We start from the raw sequence: 21,283 nt of genomic DNA on the forward strand, positions 1-21,283 counted from the left end.
AGAATTTCTTCTATTCTAAGCAACTCGGCGATAATTGACCTGTGCAACAAAGTGGGTGCCCACACTACTAACGTTGGGAATCACTCTACCTTTTCTGATCATCAATTCAGGGTGTATGAGATTTCCAGGTCGCATTCAGGCGCTAACCAAGACAAACAACTGATTATTAAATTTGAGTTTGGGAGTTATAACCTGTTGAGCGAGTTGAATTTATTTGACAAAAAAGTGGAGCTCACGTTGTCCTTTATGATTTCGGAAATACTAAAGAATGTATTCAACCATGAGGGAGAGTTTTATGAGCAACATAGGCTTATAAAGAGCCAGAAAGATATTGCTTCTACTGCATACAATATTGAGGCGGGTTCATAGTACATACCCTGTAACGAGGTGGTACTTCAGGAATAAAACGCGAGTCCGACACGTGAACCTTGTTAAACAGCTTTATTCCTTTCAACCTTGTTTACAGCCTCTTTTATATAAACCGAGCCTAAAACCTGGTTCTGTTAAACAGTAGGAAAAGTAAGGGTGACGGTGGTTCCTTTCTGTAAGGAGGAGTCAATCTGGATGGAACCACCATGCAGGCGCAGGATTTTTTCGGTCATGGCCAAACCTATTCCCGAGCCTCTTAGGGAGCGGGCGTTTTGGGCCCGGTAGAACGGTTCCAGCACCCGGTTTACTTCCTGCTCGGGAATGCCTATTCCCTGGTCCTGGACTTGTACTTTCACTTGTTTTTCCTGGCAGGTAAGCGTAACGATTACCCGCTGGTTATCTGAGAATTTGGAGGCGTTTTCCAGCACGTTTTTAAGGGCGATCTGCAAAAGGTTGCGGTTGCCTAAGACCGTTACCTGCTCTGGATGGGCAGGTAAGTCTGCCAGGTTCAGGGAAATCTGGTTCTGCGGAAGCTTGTGATTCAGATCGGTCTTCACTTCTATCAAAATCTCATCTATCCGCACTAGCTCCTGCTGTACGGCTTGCTCATCAAACCCGGTTTGGGCTAGCAGAATCAAATCTGAGGTGAGTTTTTCTAAACGCTCGGTCTCTTTCTGCAGGGTTAGCAGAGATTGTTTGTACTCCTCGGGAGACCTGTCTTTCAGCAGCGTCACTTCCAATTCTCCTCTTAGGGCCGTTAAAGGGTTCCTGAGCTCATGCGAGGCATTGGCTATGAAACTTTTCTGCATGTAAAAGGAGGTTTCCAGGCGTTCCAGCATCTGGTTGAAGGTGGAAATCAGGTTCCCGATCTCGTCGCGGTTTTCCCGTTCCTGTACACGCAGGTGCAGGTTAGAGGCCCTAATCTGGTTTACCTCCTGCACAATGGACACAATAGGTTGCAGTACCCTATGGGCGAAGAAGTGGCCGGCCACCGCCATTATCAAGACGCCCACCAAAATACTGATGAGCAACACTTCTTGCAGATTGCGGAGTTTTCCGGTCCCGGTCACGTCTACCGCCGAGACAATGACATAGAAGTTTCCCTGGTTGTCTTCATACCAAATGCCCACTGCCTGCTTTTCACCCTGCCAGAACTCGGCCTGCTTTTGCTGGTGTATTTCCTGGAAAGTGCTGGCCGGAATGGGGAGGCTCTTCGCCGCTGAGGCTACTTGCGGCTTCCGGTTTCGGTCATAAATGGTAAGGATTTCCTGCGATAAGCTCTGATGGTATTTGCGTTGTACCTTCTGCATGCTGGCGGCGCTAAGCTCGTCGCGCTCCAGATACATTTGCGCCGAGATGACACCCCGGTCCATCAAACGCTGGAAAAACTGCCGACGGGTGTACTGTTCGGCAAAGAAATAGATGATGATGCCCATGAAGATGAGCACGGCCGTGGTAAGCCCGGTAAAGATGAGGGTGAGTTGATTTCGGAAAGTCACGCGTCCTCCGGCTTTTTAAGGATGTACCCCATGCTTACCACCGTATGGATCATTTTGACGGGGAAGTCTTTGTCAATCTTGTTTCTAAGGTAATTCACGTACACGTCTACCACGTTGGAGCCTAGGTCGAAATTCAGGTCCCAGACGTTCTCCAGTAAATCTACCCTAGACAGTACTTTACCCTGCCTTTTTAGAAAATACTCCAATAACGCGAATTCCCGGGCCGTGAGGTTGATTTCTTTGCCGGCACGCATGACTTCTTTGGTGTCCAGGTTCAGTTGCAGGTCTCCGCATTGAAGAATGTTACTGAGAGAGGAAGACTCGGTGCGGCGAGCCAACGCCCGGACCCTGGCTACCAGTTCCTTGAACTTAAAGGGCTTGGTTAAGTAATCATCGGCGCCGGCTTCTAACCCGTCCACAATGTCATCGGTCGCGCCCAGCGCGGTCAGCAACAGCAGGGGCGTTTTGATTTGCTCTTGCCGCAGTTGCCGGCACAAATCCAGACCACTCAGGTGCGGCATGATGATGTCCATGATGATGACCTGGTAGTCGTTCTGCAGGGCCAATCGCTTCCCCGTCAATCCATCATAGGCAACTTCTACCTCAAATGTCTGTTCCTGCAAGCCTCTTTTTATGAAGGCCGCTACGCTGGGTTCATCCTCAATTACTAGTATTTTCATGCTGTATTTGCCCGCTGGTGGCCCTTTCACAAAAGTAGACCTAAAAATTTCTTCTTTATAGGGATATGTGTTGGGATAGGGTTTTCTCTGGATGTGTTTTTGAGAAATGAGGGGTTAAATGAACTTCTTTTCTCATGGAGGTGCATGCAGTTTGCTGTTCCCTTGGCTTGGGTGCTTTCTGCGTGGGTGCAAGTGCTTTACTGTTTCATCGTTGACGGTAAGCGCTCACGGCCGCGAGGCCCCGCCTTCCGCCTTCGCGCTGTGATTTCTCCCCACCTGCTTCGCTGACGCTCAGAGGTGGTCGAACTCTAGGCGCTCAGCCGAAAGGCTGGAACTTGGGAAAGCAGAGATTCCCCCTTTGATGGGGGCGAAAGGGGATGTTTACACCTGCCGGTCACACGCGTTCCCAAGAAAAACATGGTTCAAGTCAGTGACTTGGACCTACCATGACCGGAAGTTTGCAACTTCCGTAAGGCGTAAGCCTCAAACTGATATTGCTGAATTAGGAGCAGCAATCATCGCTCAGGAGCAGCAACACCGTTCACTTAAAAGACCTCGTAGTGTCCGAAGGTCCTACGAGTGTCTATGACCATATCGTTCTCTCCACCATGTCTCCTTCCAAGACCCACTTAGGCCTTTCTGTTTTTTGGGAAACTAACCAAAGCCTTACGCCATTTCCAGGGCTTCTTTGTTGTACTTGTTACGATATTCCAGGGGCGAAATGCCGGTGATTTTCTTGAAAGTGGTTCTGAAGGCTTTGGTGTCTGAGTAGCCTACGGAGTACATGACTTCGTTTACATTTTCCCGGGAGGTTTCCAGGCCTATTTTGGCGGCTTCAATCTTCACGCGCTGGATGTATTCTACCACGGTGTTGGCGGTGGCTTTCTTGAAACGGCGTTCAAAGTTGCGGCGTCCCAGAAAACACATCTCGGCCAGTTCTTCCACCGTAATTTTGTTCTGGAAGTTATGCTCAATAAACTCCTGCACTTTCTTGATGGCTTCGTCCTGGTGTTCTTTCTGTCCGTGGAAGATGATGAACGGCGACTGGCTGCTGCGGTCAATGTCAATCTCGAAAATCTTAGAGGACCGTACGGCCATGTTTCTGCCGGCAAATTTCTCAACCAGGTATAAAATAAGGTTGAGGGAAGAGTACGCGCCACCGCTGGTATAGATGCCGCCTTCGTCGGTGATGATCTTGTAGGGCATCAGGTTTACCTCTGGGTACATCTTCTTGAATTCTTCAGCCATGAGCCAGTGGGTGGTGCAACTGCGGCCTTTGAGCAAACCGGTAGAGGCCAGCAGAAACGCACCAATGCAGAGCGAAACCACCTCGGCCCCGCTCTTGTATTGCTTTACAATCCAGGCTACAAACGCCTGGTTCTCGGCCACTACTTTTTGCATGTTCCCGTGCACGGCGGGGATGATGATGAGGTCGGTTTTGAAGTTTTCCTGCACCACCAGTTCTGGGGTGACGCTGAATAAAGCGTTGGTGATTCTGGGTTCTTTGGAGCTTCCCACCAACTGTACTTTGAACAAGGGCGCCTTGCCAGACCGTGCCAACCCGTCGTTCACCATAGAGAACATCTTGTACGTCGCCTCTATATTACTGAAGCTAACGTCACCTTCGGGAATAAGAATGGAGATGTGTTTCATACCACCAAAGTAGCAAGCTTTATTGTCGTAATCAACCCCTTGGATTGTCGCATTCACCCACCCTGGAATAGGTTAATTGTCTGTATGTTTGTGCTATACCAAAGCGCAGTTCAGGCCTCTTTTCCTGAAAACTGCCCCAGAGCCTAGACTACGTTATCTATCCTAAATTCTTGTTCACTTAAAGCTTTAAACCCATGGAAAAGACCATCATCAAAAAACAAATGGACATCAATGCGCCCAAAGAGAAAGTGTGGGATGTGTTACTGCAAGACCATTACACCCGGCAGTGGTACGCCGCTTTCAGCGAAGGCACTTTTGCCGAAACCGATGACTGGCAATTGGGCAGCAAAGTGGTTTTCAAGGATACCTCTAACAGCGGCATGATTGGGAAAGTAGTGGAGAACACCCCCCATGAACTCTTGTCTGTGCAATATGAAGGTATTCTGATGAATGGCGAGGAAGATACCCAAAGTGAAGAGGCAAAGGCTGTACAAGGCGGCCGCGAGACGTACCGGCTACTGGAAGCGAACGGAGGCACCCAGATTGCCATTGAGAGCAATATGTCGCCGGAATACTTTGACATGATGTCGGCGGCTTGGGACACGGCTTTGCTGAAGATCAAAGAACTGGCCGAGGGAAACGCAAATTAACGCTATATTGGGTCTTTTATGAAAATCATCAAGAATCTATTGTTGGGGTTGGCCTTTCTGGTGGCCGCTTTGCTGGTGGCGGCGCTGTTCATGGAGAAAGCGTACACCATTGAACGGGAAATCGTGATCAACAAACCCAAAGCAGAGGTCTTTGACTACCTCAAACAACTCAAGAACCAGGACCACTTCAGCAAATGGGTCATGACCGACCCTAACATGCAGAAAAGCTTCAGGGGCACAGATGGCACCGAAGGTTTTGTGTACGCCTGGAATGGAAACGATGATGCAGGCCAGGGCGAGCAGGAAATCACGCGCATTACACCCGGCGAAAAGGTGGACATAGAGGTAAGGTTCATCAGGCCCATGGAGAACGTTGCGCATACCCCTTTCACCACCACCGCGGTTACCCCTAACCAGACCAAGGTGAAGTGGGCCATGGAAGGCACCAGCATGTATCCGTTGAACCTCATGAACCCAATTCTGGACGGCATGCTGGGCCCCGATATGGAAACCAGTCTGGGCACATTAAAAGGAATTTTAGAAAATCAACCACTCACTTCAAACTAACTACTACGATGCTTACCCTACACCCTTACTTAAACTTCAACGGCAACACAGAAGAAGCTTTCACTTTCTACAAGACTGTCTTTGGGGGAGAATTCCTGGCTATTCAGCGCTTTGGTGACATGCCAGATTCAGGCAATATTCCCGCTCAGGAACAAGATAAAATCATGCACATAGCTCTTAAAATTGGCGAAAACACCATTCTCATGGGAACCGATGCCTTGGAATCTATGGGCCATACGGTCACCATGGGAAATAACTTTCACCTATCATTAGATGCCCAAAGTGTAGAAGAAGCCACCACTGTTTTCAATGCACTTTCTGAAGGTGGTAAGGTAGAGATGGCTTTAGAGAAAACCTTCTGGGGAGCTTACTTCGGGATGCTCACTGACCGGTTCAATATCAAATGGATGGTGAACCATGACCTTCCCCAGGAAGCACAAGAGCAGGTACTAACCGCCAATGCAGAGACAGTTGCGCCATAAACTCAAAGTCTTGGCAGAAAGGTAGAAACCCTGCAAGAAGCCGGCAGAATGAAATAGAAAACCTTTGCCTCATCCTTTAGAATCCATTCTGAATTAAAAAGCAAGAACTCCGTTTAGGGGCTGTTTTCTCATAACAGCTTCTAAACGGAGTTCTTGTTCTTGGAAGCAACGCCTCCTGCTACAAAGTAATCTCTATTTCCCGAAGAGTTTATAGCCCAAACTCAGGATCACTTGTTTGTTTCTAATATCAACAGTGCCGTTGGCATCTGTGTAGGGCCTGTTCAGACGCTCATAGCGCACATCGGCGGTGAGGCGCGAAATGTCTACGCCAGCCCCAATCTGGTAGCCCCAATCGGTTGAGTTGAAAGCTTCTTTGTAGTCTTCCAGATCAGACTCAGAGTCAATCAAAACGGAGGCCACCGGACCCGCATACGCCCGCAGGAAAAGCAGTTTGTAGCCTACCAGAATAGGAACATCTACGTTAGTGAAACCGATTTCCTGCACCGAGGTGCCGGTACCATTGGCATTTGGCATCTGGAACTTGCCTCCAGACGACGTTAAAAGGGCTTCGGGCTGCAGAATGAACCCCAACACGTTGAACCTGGTAAAAACCCCGGCATGAAACCCCGTAATGTTGTCTTCATCCTTGAACTGGGTGAAGTTGGCGCTTGGGTTCTTAAAGTCAACGCTGGAAGAACTTACACCCGCCTTAATCCCGAGGGTAAAAACCTGTGCCTGTGCCATCACGCCCGAGGAAAGCAGAACAACTAAAAGTAAAAGCAGTTTTTTCATAATTGATAGCGTTAGAGTGTCTTGTTTATAGGTGTAAACCATTTAGCAGTCCCTTTTCAAACGACCAAAATGGCAGGTTGTTTTACGTCTGTTTTTCTGAAAAGAAAGAAAAAATGCAGCAAACCTGTAGAAGTGGTATTAATACCTATTCCTTGTTTTAATCACCTTCCAGGTTCATGCTTGGTTAATTCATGCTTTAGATAATTATACAAATCTAAACTTCAGAGCCTCAAGTTTAATTACTCTACAGACAGCTAGTAACCTATAAACACCTATTCCAAAGAATATTTTTTAATAAATGCAATTATATCAGCTTAAAACCCTATATTAGATAAAAATCTATACTCATCTATAGCACAATTGTAAGCAAAGCAATACCTCTTTATCTATTTTACAGAAGCTTAGAAGAATTCTTGGTGCGGTTTGTACCCTCTTTCTTCCTAGAAAAGAACGTTTATCAGAGCAAATTACATATTCATATAACCTATCCCATTACTATCAAATAAATTCAAAATGGAATTATTAACCCCAACTTCCCCTAACAAGACTTATTTCAAAATAAAAAAAGACGGGCTTGATCTGGATCGCTATCTTGCCAGAATCAACTACACCGGCGAACTTACCCCCACGTTAGAAACGCTCCAAAAACTGCATTACCAGCATTCTACCACTATTCCGTTTGAAAACCTCTCCCCTTTCCTGAAGCAATCTGTTTCGCTGGATGTGGAGTCCCTGCAACGGAAGATAGTGGAAGAGGGCCGGGGCGGTTATTGCTTTGAACAGAACCAATTGTTCAAGCAAGCCTTACAGGTGCTGGGCTTTCAGGTAAAAGGGTTAGCAGCGCGCGTTCTCTGGAACGTTCCTGCCGGCGTAACCACTGCCCGGGCACACATGCTCCTTTTGGTACATCTGGAAGGTAATGATTATATAGCCGATGTTGGGTTTGGCGGCTTAACCTTGACAACTCCGCTGCGGCTGTATGAACTGGCAGAGCAGAAAACAACGCATGAAACCTTCAGACTGCTGCCGTTGGATGAAGAATATGTGCTGCAAGCGAAAGTTCAGGGAACCTGGAAACCGCTGTACCGCTTCGGATTGCAGGAGCAGTTCACCGCCGACTATGAAGTCTCTAACTGGTTTACGTCCACGCACCCCAGGTCTCCTTTTGTGAATGGTCTGATGCTGGCCAAAACAACAGCAGATGCACGTTACGCCCTCCGGAATTATGAGTTAAACATCCACCATGTCTCCGGGCAAACCGAAAAGCAAGTACTCACCAGTCCTGCGCAGCTAAAAACCGTTTTAGAAGAAGTGTTTCAGCTTCCGGTTCCAAGCTCCCCAGAGTTAGACCTGGCTTTACACCTAATCATGCAGCCATTAGATTAGGTTCTATTTCACATCTATCATCCAGAAAATACGGTTGCTAGCTTTGGGTTGTAAGATCTGGAGCTAGCAACAGACGTTTATAGCCGTTTAAGACTTTTGCTTGTGTCTCACATCCAGGACTCTGTTTCAAGGTTTCTTTTTGTAAATCAGCCTAAAATAGCGTAGAATTATAGCTTGCAATTCACCTGCTTCGGCATTCAAACCTCTACTCTATCTTCTATGAAACACTTGTCTGTGTTCCTGCTTTTGTCTTTTGCTTTGTTCACCAGTTGCACCAATCCATCAAAAAAATCAGAGAGCTTGAAATCTCCGGCGGTGCTGGTGTTTTATAAAACGGCCGGGTTTTACCACACGTCCATTCCCGCCGGATTAGCGGCCATTCAGAAGTTGGGAAGAGAAAACGGGTTCAAGGTAGATACCACCAAAAATGCCGCCGTGTTTGTGAGTGATTCCCTGAAGAAATACAAAGCAGTTGTTTTCCTGAGCACCACCCAGGATGTATTGGATACTCCGCAGCAAAGCGCCTTTGAACAGTTCATCAAAGCGGGAGGCGGATTTGTGGGCGTCCATGCCGCCACCGATACTGAATATGACTGGCCCTGGTACAACCAATTGGTAGGCGCTTACTTTGAGAGTCACCCCCAGGTACAGAACGCCACCGTGCAAGTACTGGACAAATCCCACATCTCCACCTCTTTCCTCCCCGACCGTTGGGAACGCAGAGATGAATGGTACAACTTCAAAAGCATCAACCCTAATGTGAAGGTACTGGCTAACCTAGACGAGACTTCTTACACAGGTGGTAAAAACGGCGCCAACCATCCTATAGCCTGGTACCACAGCTTTGATGGCGGCAAAGCCTTCTATACCGCAGGCGGCCACACAAATGAAAGCTTCCAGGAACCACTTTTCCTGCGACACCTGCTGGGTGGTATCCAGTATGTACTACAGGATTGAGTAAAACACAACATATCTTCCTAAGGCCTAAATTAAAGGGTCACGCTGCTTTTAATACAGCATGGCCGTTTGTTTTAGGCCTATTTGATTAAAACCATTCGCTCGCCTCTCGGACGCAGTGAGCTACCTGCGGCGTCCCGCCGCTTAAGTATAACTGATCCACTCGGCCACAGGCCGAAAGTAGGTCACACGCGTCCGAGACGCGAGCGAGTAAAAAAAGCAGCGGGTGTTTCAAGGCTAATTTTGGAAAATTAACCTTGAAACACCCGCTGAAATTTGAGCAATTATTGATACTGGTTTACTGCACTACTACTGCAATGGTCTTGGCAGAAGTCCCGGTGACCAATTTGCAGTGATAAATACCCGGTGCCAAACGGTTTCCTTTACCGGTGGTGAGTTTATGGTTGACCGAATGTCTGCCGGCTGCCTGTTTTCCCAAGGTTTGGCTGCTCACCAATCTACCTACCTGGTCATACACCTGCAGCGATACCTCAGCAGAAGTAACCAGTTGATACCGAACGGTCAAATCTCCGCTTTGGGTAGGATTAGGAAAGGCTATCACCTCTCTGGCCAAAGCCGCCTGCTCTTCTTTGGAAGCCAACAGAATGCTGCCACTGGAAAGCCGTTTAGTGGTGTACACGCGGTATTCACCGGGTTGAAGTAAAATGGTCTGGTTCACGTTGGTTACGTTTAAAGACGCACCAGTCACATAATCATACCAGGTACCTGTGTACTGAAACTTAGGATCAATGGCAGCGGCCGTAACCCCGAAATTACCCAGCACCGCTACGTTCATATCGGGGTCTTGAATATGAATCGTTTTGAGGGCGTTTTCTAGATTCAAGGTGTAATTCCCAGACTCAAAAGCGGGTTCGTTGATCTTCAGTTTAATGAGTGCGTTATACACGTTGTACAGCTTTTTACGCTCTGCGTCCTGGTAGTAATTCCAGAGAATGGGCTTGTTACCAGTGCGTCCGTTCTGATTGATGGGAATATCATAGCCCAATTCCCCAAACTGCCAGATCATTTTAGGGCCCGGGATGGTGAAAAAGAACGCTGCCGCCAACTGTATGCGCTGTAAGGCCGTGGAGAGATTTCTAACATTGTAAGTACCCGAACTATTGCCATAGGCCAAAGCTTCTACCATTTGGCGCTCCTCGTCATGGCTTTCCATAAACCCCACCACGTTAGGATTGGTCCAACCCCGCTGCTTATATGAAATCCAGTTGAAGTTGGAATTATCTGTATAGCCCAGAATGGCCTGTTTGTAATTGCCGAACATATTTCCCCAGAGCATCATGCCGTAGTTGGCCAGAACGGTTTCTTCGCTGTTATCAGCAAAATGCTCCAAAATCACATAGGCGTTATTGTCTACCGTCCAGAGATGGTCTGCCATGCGTTTGAGCAGGTCAATGCGGGATTGGTCATACTGTCCCCAGGCACTTACGCTGCCTATGGTCCGCTTTTGGGTGAAGCCCTTAGATAAATCGAACCGGTAACCGTCAATTTTGTATTCCTGCAACCAGAACTCGGTAACGCGGTCTACAAAATATTTGGTGGCGGCACTCTCGTGGTTGAAATCATGGCCCACGTTGAAATCATGGGTAGGATCTGGGTTAAACCAAGGGCTCTCCGGGGTGGTTTTGCCGGTAGCGCTATTGAAGTACAACTGCACCATGGGCGACTGCCCGAACGAGTGGTTCAGGGCTATGTCCATGATCACGGCCATACCGCGGGCGTGCGCGGCATCAATAAAGCGTTTGAGCATCTCCTTGGAGCCGTAGTACTTGTCTGGCGCAAAGTAATAGGCGGTATTATACCCCCAGCTCAGGTTACCTTCAAACTCATTGATGGGCATTAACTCAATGGCATTCACACCCAGACGTTTCAGGTAGTTGAGAGTATCGGTGAGGGTTTTGTAGTCATGCTTCTCCAGGAAGTCGCGCACCAGCAACTCGTAAATGACCAGGTCCGTCTTCTTGGGCCGGGCAAAGTTGGTCACGTTCCAGGTATAAGCAGCTTGGTTTGTCTGAAATACAGAAACCATGCCCGTGGCTTTTCCAGTAGGGTATGCTTTCAGGTTAGGATACGTTTCTGCCGTGATAAACCGGTCTTCATTGGGGTCCAGGGTTTTCTGGGTGTAAGGATCTCCTATCCTAATGGTTTCATCAACCAGATACTGATAGGCGTATTCCTGCCCAGCAGTGAGGTTATCAATCTGGACCCAGAAACGAGTTCCGTCTGGCGTGCGCTTCATGGGCGTATCTCCTACTACCCAGTTGTTAAAATCCCCCACCGCGTAAACGTTCTTTTTACCCGGAGCGTACAGGTTCAGCAACACGCTGGTGGCACTTAGATACGTTACTCCGTCTTTGGCATTTGCCGGGAGTGCCTCTACCCGGGCCGTTTGCCGCACCACGAAAGTAAACGAATCGGCGGCCGAGATGGTACCGTTTTCGGCGGTCAGTTTCACTTTGTTGGCTCCAAGAGTGGTAGCCGTTACCTGCGCGTCTAACGTAGTGGCTGCTGCTTCCTCCTTTACCTTCACGCCGTTCACGTAGAGCGAGAGTTTCGCGTTGGTAGAGGAATTCCCTCTCACCTGTATAGTTTGGTTCGCGTCAACAAACAGACCATTCATCCCAACGGTAGGCTGCGAGAAGGACACGTTGATGGTGCCTGCACTGAAAAGGGGAACCTTGATGTCTTTGCCCCCGGTGTCTTTTCCTTCTTTGGTCCTGCTGGCGTTCCTGAAGACAAACATGAGCGCCTTTATTTCTTCCTGGGCGGGCACGTTGTAATACGTGCGCGGATTGATGGTAATCTGGTACCGGTTATTTCCCAGGGAAGTCATGAGCGCGGCGGGCGTATTGGTCTCCCAAGACGCTTTTACGTACTTCCAGTCAGAATCTGAGGTGCTCAGATTCGTTAGAACTCCTGTGTGGGCGTAGATAGGATCTGTCACGTTGGCCAGACCGCCGGTGCCTTTGGTAGCATCAAACGTGATGGTGATGGGTTCATTCTGAGTTGGAAAAGCGGGTGACCAGGTCACTACCTGCGCCTGAACCCCTTGCACCAGCAGTAACACCAGCAACAAGCCAAGCAAACGAAACGTAGTTTTCATGCAATAGGCAGATTTAGTTTGGTTTAAAGAAAGTCAATGACGTTACGAAATCGATTTCCTTGCCAATTTATCAAATTTAAAACGTATTCACATGATTTAATTGACAAGTTTCTACCGCACTAATCATACCCAAGTCCATAGTTGCACCTTACCCTAAGTAAGTGTACCTTAACCATTCCCAAAACTGCATGTATGCCTAAGGTAACTCCAACCCTTCCTATAGTTCAGTCCGATAGCTGGCTTTCACCTTATGCCCCGCAGCTCTTGCAGCGGAAGGCTCGTTTAGAGCAAAACATAAAAACCATCCAACAAGAGTATTCCTCGCTGATAGACTACGCGGCCTGGCACCACCAGATGGGCCTCCACTTTGAGCCGGAAAACAATGGTTGGCGCTACCGCGAATGGGCACCCGCCGCGCAGGCACTTTCTATCATCGGGGATTTCAATTTCTGGGACAGAAAAGCGCATCCGCTCAAGAAAATGGAAAACGGCATCTGGGAAGTTTTTCTACCCGCAGATCAGGTGCAGGTGCAGCATGGCCACAGGTACAAAGTGCACGTGGTGGGCGCCACCGGTGAAGGCCGGGACCGTATCTCGCCTTTCACCTTCCGCTCCATCCAAGACCCGGAAACCTATGATTTCTCGGGCCAGTACTGGGCACCGGAAGAGCCTTTCACCTGGACCGATGCTTCTTTTGACACTACCCAACTCACCCAGCCGCTGATCTATGAGTGCCACGTAGGCATGGCCCAGGAAAAACACGGCGTAGGCACGTACCGCGAGTTCGCCGACCAGATTTTGCCTAGAATTGCCGAAACAGGCTATAATTGCCTGCAGTTAATGGCCTTGATGGAACACCCCTATTATGGCTCCTTCGGGTACCATGTCTCCAACTTCTTCGCGCCTACGTCCCGGTTCGGGACGCCTGAAGATTTGAAGTACCTCATCAATGAAGCGCACCGCCTCGGCATAGCCGTAGTCATGGACTTGATTCACGCGCACGCGGTAAAAAACATTGCGGAAGGACTGGCGGATTTTGATGGTTCCGGCGGACAGTATTTCCACCCCGGCCTGCGCGGCCATCACCCCGGTTGGGATTCCAAATTGTTCAACTACGGCATTCCCGAAGTGCGGCGGTTTCTGTTGTCTAACGTGCGTTACTGGCTGGAAGAATTTCACCTGGATGGTTTCCGGTATGACGGGGTCACCTCCATGCTGTACCACCACCACGGCGAGGGAGTCGCCTTCGGGCATTATAAAAACTACTTTGACAAAAGTGTAGACGAAGACGCCATTCTCTATCTGCAACTTGCCTCTGACCTGACCCATACTTTTTCGCCGGGCGCTTTACTCATTGCCGAGGACATGAGCGGCATGCCCGGCCTGTGCCGTCCCCTGGAAGACGGAGGAATTGGCTTTGACTACCGCCTAGGCATGGGCATCCCCGATTACTGGATCAAAACCCTCAAGCATAAGAAAGACGAGGAATGGAACCTGGACGAGATCTGGCACGAGCTTACCAACCGACGCGTTGGCGAGAAAACGGTAGCGTACGCTGAGTCACATGACCAGTCATTGGTAGGTGACAAAACGCTGGCCTTCTGGCTCATGGACAAGGACATGTATTTTAAGATGCGCACTGTGGACCAGAGCCCGGTAATTGACCGCGGCATTGCCCTGCATAAGATGATCCGGTTGCTAACCATGGCCTTAGGCGGCGAGGCGTTCTTGACTTTCATGGGAAATGAGTTCGGTCACCCCGAGTGGGTGGATTTCCCCAGAGAGGGAAATAACTGGAGCTACCAGTACGCGCGCCGGCAGTGGTCACTGGTTGACAACCCAGACCTGCGCTACCGGCACATGTGGCAGTTTGAAAAAGACATGCTCACCATTGCAGAACAATACCGGGTTATGGAACACGGTCCCGCCGAAAAGCTCCACCAGGACAATACCAACAACGTGCTCATTTTCCAGCGGGCTGGTTTGGTCTTCCTTTTCAATTTTCACCCCAAAAACTCGGTGCCAGATTACCGTTTCCCTGTGTTGGAAGCGGGCAGCTATAACCTGATTCTGTCTACTGACACCCCAGAAACCGGAGGGCACGACAGGGTAGATATGAACATTCGGTATTTTACAAAACCTACGGTTCATGGCCCTAGACTCAGTATTTATCTTCCTAACAGAACGGCTTTGGTTTTGAAGAGAGTTGATTAAAGTAAGAGGATGAATCAGGGTTCAAGTCTGTGACTTGGAACTATCATATCTGGAAGTTTGCAACTTCTGTGAGGCGAAAGCCTCAAACTTTCTTTTGCTGATGTAATTACCTTAAGTGGTTGTTTCAGCAGTGGTGCATGCCTTATGCTGTTCCCTTGGCTTGGCTGCTTTTTGCGGGGTGCAAGTGCTGTGTTGTTTCATCGTTGACGGTAAGCGCTCACGGCCGCGAGGCCCCGTCTTCCCCTCGCGCACTGCCCTTTCGGCCTGAAGTTGTCCTTTGCGCTTAGTTTTGATATTCCAGGGCCAAAAGCGAGGCGCGCTCGGGAAAGACTGGAATTGGGGAAAGTAGCAATGGACTTCTGCCCTCCAAACCAGAGACTCCTCCTTTGAAAGGGGCGAAGGGGGATGTTTACACCTGCCGGTCACACGCATTGCTTGCTCCTTCAAAGGCGCATTCTCCTCATGAAAGCAGACCTAACTCATCCCAAAAAAAACATGGTTCAAGTCTGTGACTTGGACCTACCATGATCGGAAGTTTGCAAATCCGTGAGCCATAAAGGCCACCTTCCTATTCCTCCAAAACAAAGCAAGGCCGCTGCGAATGTTCGCAGCGGCCTTGCTTTTGGTGTACTTTTATCAAACACCGTTTAAGCGCTCCTTTTAAGAAAACAGCTTAAAAGGCATTAACTAGTCTTGTATTTGCAGCACGGTGTGCAGGTTCTCCATGATCTGATCTGCGGAGGTACCCCAGGTAAGTTGCTGGATTGCTTGTTGGTTGGCTTCTACCTGTTTCTTGCGCAGGTTCTTGTCATGTAGTAACTGCACCACTAGATCTGCCAGTCCGGCTGTGTCATGTGCATCTGCCACGCTGGCTTGCGGCAGCACTTCGGCGGCACCGGTCTGGTAGGTGATTACTACCGGAAGTCCGGCTTGGGTTGCTTCAATGGCAGCTAAGCCGAACGGTTCAGAGATGGCCGGTAACAGGAATACCGTAGAGTTCTTGAGCAGGGCTTCGGCTTGGGCCGGAGGTAAGAAACCGGTAAAGGTCACCGCCTCATCAATACCCAGACGACGGGCCAAAAGTTTGGCTTCGTCTAGCTGCGGGCCGTGGCCTGCCAGTACAAAGCGTACATCTGGGTCTTGCTTTAAAACCTGCTTGGCTACTTTCAGGAACTGAAGCGGACCTTTCTGGGCCACCATTCTACCCAGGAACGTCACCTGCTTCCGTTTGGCAGGGTTTACCGGTGAGGCCGTGATTTTATCAGAGCCGTTATACACCACCTGTACTTTCTTGGCCGGAATACCGAAGCGTTTGATGATCATGCGGGCGGTTCTGTCGCTCACAGTCAGAATCAAATCGGCATCCCGCATGGCCCGGCCCTCTAACTCATAGATCCAGCCCAGCGGTTCGCCCGGCTGACGGTCAAAAGAGAGGCTGTGTACGTGAACCACCAACGGAACTTTACGCTGATTTTTAATTTCCATACCGGCCAGAAACGTCATCCAGTCATGGGCATACACCACGTCAAACTCTTTGTGAGAGGCCAAACGGGCTACGTAACGCGCAAACTGAATTACTTCAAAGTTCAGGGTTCCTTTGGTAGTTGGGGCCACGTTGATCTGCGGCTGCCCATCAGGGAAATTCACTTCGCCCGGCGTTCTTACCTCTGTGGTGGTAGTGGTGGTCTCTACGGTAGTAGAAGTTTCCAGGTTTCCTTCTTCAGTTACATGCGAGGCTTCATACGCATACGAGCCATCTTCATAGGGGAAAAGCGCGGCGGGCACCCGGTGGGTAGTCGCAAAACGCTCATAGGTTTGGGGAATAGATGCTTGTTTTACTTCAGACAAGTTCAATGCATCAAGACCCACAATTTCAGCGTGCTGGTCTAATGCCCAATGGTCTGCCTGGGGCACCATCATGGTAAGCTCCACTTGTTTGGCGAGGGCTTCTGCTAAATGAAAACAGGCTTTTCCTACTCCTCCGTTCAAAATAGGCTGGTCTTCCCAACCTAACATTAGTACACGCAATTTTTTCATTAATATATAATTCAATTCAGCTTTGATACGAGGGTCGGTTACCTGTAAAGATAAGTCACCAACCTGGTAGTTCAAGTTTAACGCGCATTTATTTTGGCGAGTTTGTTCAATTTAGAAAGATTATATGGAAACATTCCGTACTTACTCTATCAATTTACGAATAAGTACGGTAATATTCTGTTATATCCTCAACTGCGGTTTAACTCTCCTCTAGGTCATCAAATGACCAAACAGATAAATAAAATCCAAGTGGCACCTACCCCAACCTCGCGCTTGAGGTAAATTCAAAATCCTATTCTGGCTTCTGGAAGTAACTTCTCAGATACTTCTGCTCGACTCTGTTTTTAAGTGATCAAATAGAAGTTTCAGAGGATACCTTCTTTTAAATGAATTTACTATAAAGAAAAGGATTCCTCATGAAAGCAGCTTACTTGTTTAAGCGACGTTTTATTAAAAACACCGTCTAAACAAGTAAGCTGCTGGTAGGCGAAAAGGACTTCTAGCTACAAGCTGGACCTACACCTGTTCTTGCTGGGTACTGAGGGCGAGTTGGTAGGCGCGCTCATAATGCACCAACAGTTTCTTCCAATCGAACATTTCAGACAGGCTTTCTACTTTATTGCGTTGCGAAATGCGCTCCCGGCGGCTCATCTCCACGTAGTCATAGAGGTGCTTGGTTAGTTGTTCAGCGGCATCATCAAAGCTGCGTTCGTGCCGGTCAATCACGTAGATACCTTTGTCTGTGTGCTTTTTGATGGTTTTCTTCACGTAATCACCAAAACCGGATAAATCACTGGTCACGGCCGGAATACCGCTGGCCACGCACTCTAAAGGGGTGTAGCCCCACGGCTCATAATAGCTAGGGAAAATACCCATGTGGCAGCCGCGCACAAACTGGCCGTACTCCATCCCGAACAGCGGGTTGGTAGGCGAAATAAAATCTGGGTGGTACACGATCTTCACCCGGTCATCGGCGTTGTTCACCAGGTTGGAAACCCGCAGGAAGTTCAGGATGTCATCAGACTGGTCATTGATGAGATTATGCGTGACCACCGGCGGCAGAAGGTGCGTTTTCCAGGACTGGATGGTACGCCGGTAGCGCAGTTTCCAGTAATCGTCTACGTAATCGTTCAGTTCGGGCAGTTTGTGCTCTGTGCTGGCGGCAGCGTCATAAAACAGGCGTTCGCCAATCTGGTCTTTGATGGCCTCGCAGGTTTCCTGAATCTCTTCCATCAAGGCCTTGGAGTGCAGCACATGCGGATTGATGGTGGTGAACGGTTGCTTGGTGATGAAGAACATCACCACGGTCATGTCACTTTTAGACACCTTCATGCGGTGATTCAGCCGCGCCAGCGCCTCCAGCGTTAAGTCAAAGCCTTTGTTGCGGTACTCAAACCGGCCCGAGGTGAACAGGTAAATGGTTTTGTCCAGGTCAAACGGGAAACTCTGGAAGAAGTGCCCCATCACAAACCGGTGAATGCGCTTTTTAAAGGTAAGGTGCAGGTTCTGGAACTCGTGCATGGCCGTAAACCGCCTAATATTCAACCCATTGGGCAGCACCGTATCCGGAATTCGGTCTAATAAATAGATACACTCGCGCACCGTTACCTCACTCACCGTGGTGAACACGTGGGAGCCGTGTGCAGCGGCCCGCTCAATGGAAACCGCCGGTTCTATGTTAAAATGCCGCGCCTCTTTCTGCCAGTCCACCGAGGTAAGCTGGTCATAGAAATTAGGGTCGTTCATGGCCAAATAACGGCCCAGCAACGTGGCGTGGGTGGTGAACACAATCTTCACGGGCACCTGCTCGCGCCGCAGATCTGGAATGGCCGAACCTACCATCCACTCATGGAAGTGCGCGACCACCTGCGTTTTGGAAGCCAACAGCGAAATAAACCGTTTCACCAGATCGCCGAAGGCTAGTACCTGGTGCAACAGATCTTCATTGTTGGTGGGTATCCTATGGTTTTCCCAGAGCAGGTATTTGATGAGATCCAGTTGTCCCATGGCGCTCTGCGGATTGATTAGCACAATGCGGGGCCTGCCCGTCACCAACCAGGTACCGTAGTAACATTCCACACCCTGCGCCCTCAGTTCCAGCACCGCTTGCCCATACACATCTGAGTAATCTTCAGTGGGTTCAAATTCATGGGCGGCTTGTTTGGGAAAAAAGGGGCCAATGAGACAGTACTGGTCGCCCCAGTATTCTATCATGGCGGGTACTTTGGAGCGTATTACCGTGTAGATTCCACCTACTTGGTTACACGCTTCCCAGGCTATTTCCAGAAGATGCGGAGAAGCAGAAGACGATTGTTGCATGGGAGGTCATTTTAGAGGTATTTTACTCAAATTAGAGTAAAAGGGATATAGAAAAAGTAAATTATTTACACCTAATGAATACTTATTCATCTGCCTATTTCAGCCCTTCTGTGTAATCTCTTCTCCCTCAGACCAGATGTAAAAACGCAAGATCTTCAAAGCTAGAAATTATTTGCAGAATTCATAACCCGCTCTATCCTGTGTCCCTGCGTTTTTGCCCAAGTTTATGGAAAAAGGAAGGGGAACGGTTAGATAGTGATATGTCATGCGTTCGCGGCTGGAAGAAGAAACTTGGCTACTTTCTACAGGTTACTTTTTTGATACCAGGCACAACCAAATACCACCTTTTCACCTATATTCCAGTTCATGTACTTTCACCGGCTACATGAGAAATTCATCTATTCAAAATAAAACCAGAAAATATGAGCATTGTCTATGAAGGGAACGTGATTTGGGCGCAGGTAGACGCCAACATGCACCTTCGCCACTCGGCTTACGCCGATTTCGCCGCCCAAGCCCGTATCGCCATGTTAGACACCCTGGGCCTCGACTTTAAAACCTTCCAACACCTCAAATTAGGACCCATCCTATTCAGGGAAGAACTGCAGTATCTGCGCGAGGTAGGCATCAACGATTCCATCAAAATAGAGTCTGTCCTCACCAAGGCTCGCCCAGATGGCTCCCGCTGGTCCCTTCGGCACGTCATGTACCGGGGCGATGGGGTAAAAGCCGCCATCATCAATGTAGAAGGTGCCTGGATTGACCTCATAAAACGCAAATTAGCTGTTCTGCCGGAAGACCTGGCCCAGAAATTCATGACCCTGCCACAAGCCGAAGATTTCGTACTGGAAGCTTAGTACTGTTTGGGGGCTACTTTCTGGAAAGTAGCCCCCAAACAGAAAACTGGAAAGCTAATTTGCGCTTCCTCTTTCAGTTCTTAACAGCTTTCCTAAATTAGGGGCATGATACAACTCCTTACCCCTCCCCGCCTGGTCTACAAGAAAAGTACGCCCAAGCTCCTGCTTCTTTCCCTGCTCTTTTCTGCCCAAGTTGGTGTTGCCCAAACCAAAGACCCCGTGGTAGAAAACATCATTAAAGAAGCCACCCAAAACTCCCAACTGGAACCGCTGGCCCATGAACTCATGGATGTGATTGGCCCCCGTTTAGTAGGAACCCCGCAGATGCAGCAAGCCAACGATTGGGCCGTTGCCAAATACAAAGGCTGGGGCATTACCGCAAGAAACGAGAAATGGGGCGAGTGGCGCGGCTGGCAAAGGGGCATTTCGCACATAGATATGGTGCACCCAAGAGTAAGAACGCTGGAAGGCATGCAACTGGCCTGGAGCCCCAGCACCAAAGGCAAAGGCGTAACCGCCGAAACCATTCTCTTACCAGAAACGGTGACCGATTCCGTGGCTTTCCAGAGATGGTTGCCCAACGTGAAAGGCAAACTGGTGCTCATCTCCATGCCCCAACCCACCGGCCGCCCCGATTACAACTGGCAGGAATTCGCCACCAAAGAATCATTTGACAAAATGAAGGCCGAGCGCACCGCATTAAGCGAAGCGTGGCGCACTAAAATGGCCAAAACGGGCTACACAGCTCGTACCTTGCCGGTAGCCCTTGAAAAAGCCGGAGCCGCCGGTATTGTGATGTCTAACTGGTCGGCGGGATTTGGCGTGAACAAGATCTTCAGCGCCTACACCAAGAAAATTCCCACGGTAGATATTTCCCTGGAAGATTACGGCATGCTGTACCGCCTCACCGCATCGGGGCAGAAACCTAAATTGAACATTCAGGCCGAGTCTAAAGAAAAGGGCGTAGTGCCCACCTTTAATACCATTGCCGAGATGAAAGGCACCCAGAAACCAGAGGAGTACGTGATTCTTTCGGCGCACTTTGACTCCTGGGACGGTGGCACCGGCGCTACTGACAACGGAACCGGCACGCTGGTGATGATGGAAGCCATGCGCATTCTCAAGAAGATGTACCCTAACCCCAAAAGAACCATTCTGGTAGGCCACTGGGGCAGCGAAGAACAAGGCTTAAACGGTTCCCGCGCCTTTGTGGAAGACCACCCCGAAATTGTCAGCAAAGTACAGGCCGTGTTCAACCAGGATAACGGTACCGGTCGTGTAGCCAATTTATCAGGCTCTGGCTTCCTTCACGCGTATGAGTTCCTCAACCGCTGGCTGGCGCCAGTGCCTACCGAGATCAGGTCCCAGATACAGACCACTTTCCCAGGCGCGCCGGGCGGCGGTGGCTCAGACCATGCTTCGTTTGTGGCGGCGGGTGCCCCGGCGTTCATGCTCAGTTCCTTAAGCTGGTCATACGGCACCTACACCTGGCACACCAACCGCGACACCTATGACAAGATTGTATTTGACGATGTGCGCAGCAACGCCATTCTCACCGCCATCTTAGCCTACATGGCCAGCGAAGACCCCACCACCGCCCCCCGCGACAGAAGTGTGTTGCCTATAAACCAAAGAACCGGCCAGCCCGGCACCTGGCCCGCCCAAACAAAACCTACCCGTAAAGGCGGCTTAGACTAACC

Annotated in this window: 16 protein-coding genes; 9 read left to right on the top strand and 7 right to left on the bottom strand. The window is 49.4% G+C overall.

Going from position 1 to position 21,283, the window contains the following annotated elements; genetic code table 11:
- Window positions 1-369, top strand: a 369-nt coding sequence (locus tag ACY0JR_RS12555) for a hypothetical protein (protein ID WP_462634444.1), incomplete at its 5' end; no start/stop codon positions are given.
- Window positions 370-503: 134 nt separating this feature from the next.
- Here the strand turns inward: ACY0JR_RS12555 and ACY0JR_RS12560 are convergent.
- The 3 genes from ACY0JR_RS12560 to ACY0JR_RS12570 all read right to left on the bottom strand — a co-directional run bounded on the left by ACY0JR_RS12560 (window position 504) and on the right by ACY0JR_RS12570 (window position 4,201).
- The gene (locus ACY0JR_RS12560; protein WP_462634445.1) at window positions 504-1,868 is read right to left on the bottom strand and encodes a sensor histidine kinase; all 1,365 of its coding nucleotides are present in this window, start codon (window positions 1,866-1,868) and stop codon (window positions 504-506) included.
- Window positions 1,865-2,548, bottom strand: coding sequence for a response regulator transcription factor (locus ACY0JR_RS12565; protein ID WP_462634446.1), 684 nt, complete (start codon window positions 2,546-2,548; stop codon window positions 1,865-1,867). Before ACY0JR_RS12565 ends, ACY0JR_RS12560 begins: the two co-directional genes overlap by 4 nt.
- A 666-nt stretch (window positions 2,549-3,214) precedes the next feature.
- Window positions 3,215-4,201, bottom strand: coding sequence for a GlxA family transcriptional regulator (locus ACY0JR_RS12570; RefSeq protein WP_462634447.1), 987 nt, complete (start codon window positions 4,199-4,201; stop codon window positions 3,215-3,217).
- Window positions 4,202-4,395: 194 nt separating this feature from the next.
- On the opposite strand from ACY0JR_RS12570, the gene ACY0JR_RS12575 reads away from it, so the two are divergent.
- Genes ACY0JR_RS12575 through ACY0JR_RS12585 form a run of 3 tightly spaced genes read left to right on the top strand, consistent with a single transcriptional unit; the run spans window position 4,396 to window position 5,900 of the window.
- Window positions 4,396-4,851: an SRPBCC family protein gene (locus ACY0JR_RS12575; RefSeq protein WP_462634448.1), complete on the top strand. Its 456-nt coding sequence runs from the start codon at window positions 4,396-4,398 to the stop codon at window positions 4,849-4,851.
- 18 nt (window positions 4,852-4,869) lie between these two features.
- Complete coding sequence (locus ACY0JR_RS12580) at window positions 4,870-5,418, top strand: SRPBCC family protein (RefSeq protein ID WP_462634449.1); 549 nt, start codon at window positions 4,870-4,872, stop codon at window positions 5,416-5,418.
- Window positions 5,419-5,426: 8 nt separating this feature from the next.
- The gene (locus tag ACY0JR_RS12585; protein WP_462634450.1) at window positions 5,427-5,900 is read left to right on the top strand and encodes a VOC family protein; all 474 of its coding nucleotides are present in this window, start codon (window positions 5,427-5,429) and stop codon (window positions 5,898-5,900) included.
- Window positions 5,901-6,092: 192 nt separating this feature from the next.
- Here the strand turns inward: ACY0JR_RS12585 and ACY0JR_RS12590 are convergent, their stop codons facing one another.
- Entirely contained in the window at window positions 6,093-6,692 is a 600-nt protein-coding gene (locus ACY0JR_RS12590) for a porin family protein (RefSeq protein ID WP_462634451.1), read from the bottom strand.
- A gap of 513 nt (window positions 6,693-7,205) precedes the next feature.
- On the opposite strand from ACY0JR_RS12590, the gene ACY0JR_RS12595 reads away from it, so the two are divergent.
- Together ACY0JR_RS12595 and ACY0JR_RS12600 are read left to right on the top strand one after the other, a co-directional pair.
- The gene (locus tag ACY0JR_RS12595; protein WP_462634452.1) at window positions 7,206-8,078 is read left to right on the top strand and encodes an arylamine N-acetyltransferase family protein; all 873 of its coding nucleotides are present in this window, start codon (window positions 7,206-7,208) and stop codon (window positions 8,076-8,078) included.
- Between the two features lie 219 nt (window positions 8,079-8,297).
- On the top strand, window positions 8,298-9,035 hold the full coding sequence (locus ACY0JR_RS12600) for a ThuA domain-containing protein (protein ID WP_462634453.1): 738 nt from the start codon (window positions 8,298-8,300) through the stop codon (window positions 9,033-9,035).
- 298 nt (window positions 9,036-9,333) lie between these two features.
- On the opposite strand, the gene ACY0JR_RS12605 is transcribed toward ACY0JR_RS12600, so the two are convergent.
- Window positions 9,334-12,156 carry a DUF4961 domain-containing protein gene (locus ACY0JR_RS12605; RefSeq protein WP_462634454.1) on the bottom strand — a complete coding sequence of 941 codons (2,823 nt, stop codon included), beginning with the start codon at window positions 12,154-12,156 and terminating at the stop codon, window positions 9,334-9,336.
- A 192-nt stretch (window positions 12,157-12,348) separates the two neighbouring features.
- Between ACY0JR_RS12605 and ACY0JR_RS12610 the strand changes: the two genes are divergently transcribed.
- Window positions 12,349-14,370, top strand: coding sequence for an alpha amylase C-terminal domain-containing protein (locus ACY0JR_RS12610; RefSeq protein ID WP_462634455.1), 2,022 nt, complete (start codon window positions 12,349-12,351; stop codon window positions 14,368-14,370).
- A 687-nt stretch (window positions 14,371-15,057) separates the two neighbouring features.
- On the opposite strand, the gene ACY0JR_RS12615 is transcribed toward ACY0JR_RS12610, so the two are convergent.
- Both ACY0JR_RS12615 and ACY0JR_RS12620 read right to left on the bottom strand, forming a co-directional pair.
- The gene (locus ACY0JR_RS12615) at window positions 15,058-16,398 is read right to left on the bottom strand and encodes a glycosyltransferase family 4 protein (RefSeq protein WP_462634456.1); all 1,341 of its coding nucleotides are present in this window, start codon (window positions 16,396-16,398) and stop codon (window positions 15,058-15,060) included.
- A 525-nt stretch (window positions 16,399-16,923) separates the two neighbouring features.
- On the bottom strand, window positions 16,924-18,726 hold the full coding sequence (locus tag ACY0JR_RS12620) for a glycosyltransferase (protein WP_462634457.1): 1,803 nt from the start codon (window positions 18,724-18,726) through the stop codon (window positions 16,924-16,926).
- Window positions 18,727-19,148: 422 nt separating this feature from the next.
- On the opposite strand from ACY0JR_RS12620, the gene ACY0JR_RS12625 reads away from it, so the two are divergent.
- Together ACY0JR_RS12625 and ACY0JR_RS12630 are read left to right on the top strand one after the other, a co-directional pair.
- Complete coding sequence (locus tag ACY0JR_RS12625; RefSeq protein ID WP_462634458.1) at window positions 19,149-19,583, top strand: acyl-CoA thioesterase; 435 nt, start codon at window positions 19,149-19,151, stop codon at window positions 19,581-19,583.
- Window positions 19,584-19,688: 105 nt separating this feature from the next.
- Window positions 19,689-21,281, top strand: a complete 1,593-nt coding sequence (locus ACY0JR_RS12630; protein WP_462634459.1) for a M20/M25/M40 family metallo-hydrolase — start codon at window positions 19,689-19,691, stop codon at window positions 21,279-21,281.
- Window positions 21,282-21,283: the final 2 nt, after the last annotated feature.

The sequence above is a fragment of the Rufibacter sp. JT3400010 genome (genome assembly GCF_054956755.1).

Excerpts from the sequence above, each read along its gene's own strand:
- ACY0JR_RS12620 (WP_462634457.1), bottom strand. The coding sequence starts at position 18,726 with ATGCAACAATCGTCTTCTGCTTCTCCGCATCTTCTGGAAATAGCCTGG.
- ACY0JR_RS12595 (WP_462634452.1), top strand. The coding sequence starts at position 7,206 with ATGGAATTATTAACCCCAACTTCCCCTAACAAGACTTATTTCAAAATA.
- ACY0JR_RS12630 (WP_462634459.1), top strand. The coding sequence starts at position 19,689 with ATGATACAACTCCTTACCCCTCCCCGCCTGGTCTACAAGAAAAGTACG.
- ACY0JR_RS12580 (WP_462634449.1), top strand. The coding sequence starts at position 4,870 with ATGAAAATCATCAAGAATCTATTGTTGGGGTTGGCCTTTCTGGTGGCC.
- ACY0JR_RS12600 (WP_462634453.1), top strand. The coding sequence starts at position 8,298 with ATGAAACACTTGTCTGTGTTCCTGCTTTTGTCTTTTGCTTTGTTCACC.
- ACY0JR_RS12570 (WP_462634447.1), bottom strand. The coding sequence starts at position 4,201 with ATGAAACACATCTCCATTCTTATTCCCGAAGGTGACGTTAGCTTCAGT.
- ACY0JR_RS12590 (WP_462634451.1), bottom strand. The coding sequence starts at position 6,692 with ATGAAAAAACTGCTTTTACTTTTAGTTGTTCTGCTTTCCTCGGGCGTG.
- ACY0JR_RS12585 (WP_462634450.1), top strand. The coding sequence starts at position 5,427 with ATGCTTACCCTACACCCTTACTTAAACTTCAACGGCAACACAGAAGAA.
- ACY0JR_RS12565 (WP_462634446.1), bottom strand. The coding sequence starts at position 2,548 with ATGAAAATACTAGTAATTGAGGATGAACCCAGCGTAGCGGCCTTCATA.
- ACY0JR_RS12605 (WP_462634454.1), bottom strand. The coding sequence starts at position 12,156 with ATGAAAACTACGTTTCGTTTGCTTGGCTTGTTGCTGGTGTTACTGCTG.
- ACY0JR_RS12625 (WP_462634458.1), top strand. The coding sequence starts at position 19,149 with ATGAGCATTGTCTATGAAGGGAACGTGATTTGGGCGCAGGTAGACGCC.
- ACY0JR_RS12610 (WP_462634455.1), top strand. The coding sequence starts at position 12,349 with ATGCCTAAGGTAACTCCAACCCTTCCTATAGTTCAGTCCGATAGCTGG.
- ACY0JR_RS12575 (WP_462634448.1), top strand. The coding sequence starts at position 4,396 with ATGGAAAAGACCATCATCAAAAAACAAATGGACATCAATGCGCCCAAA.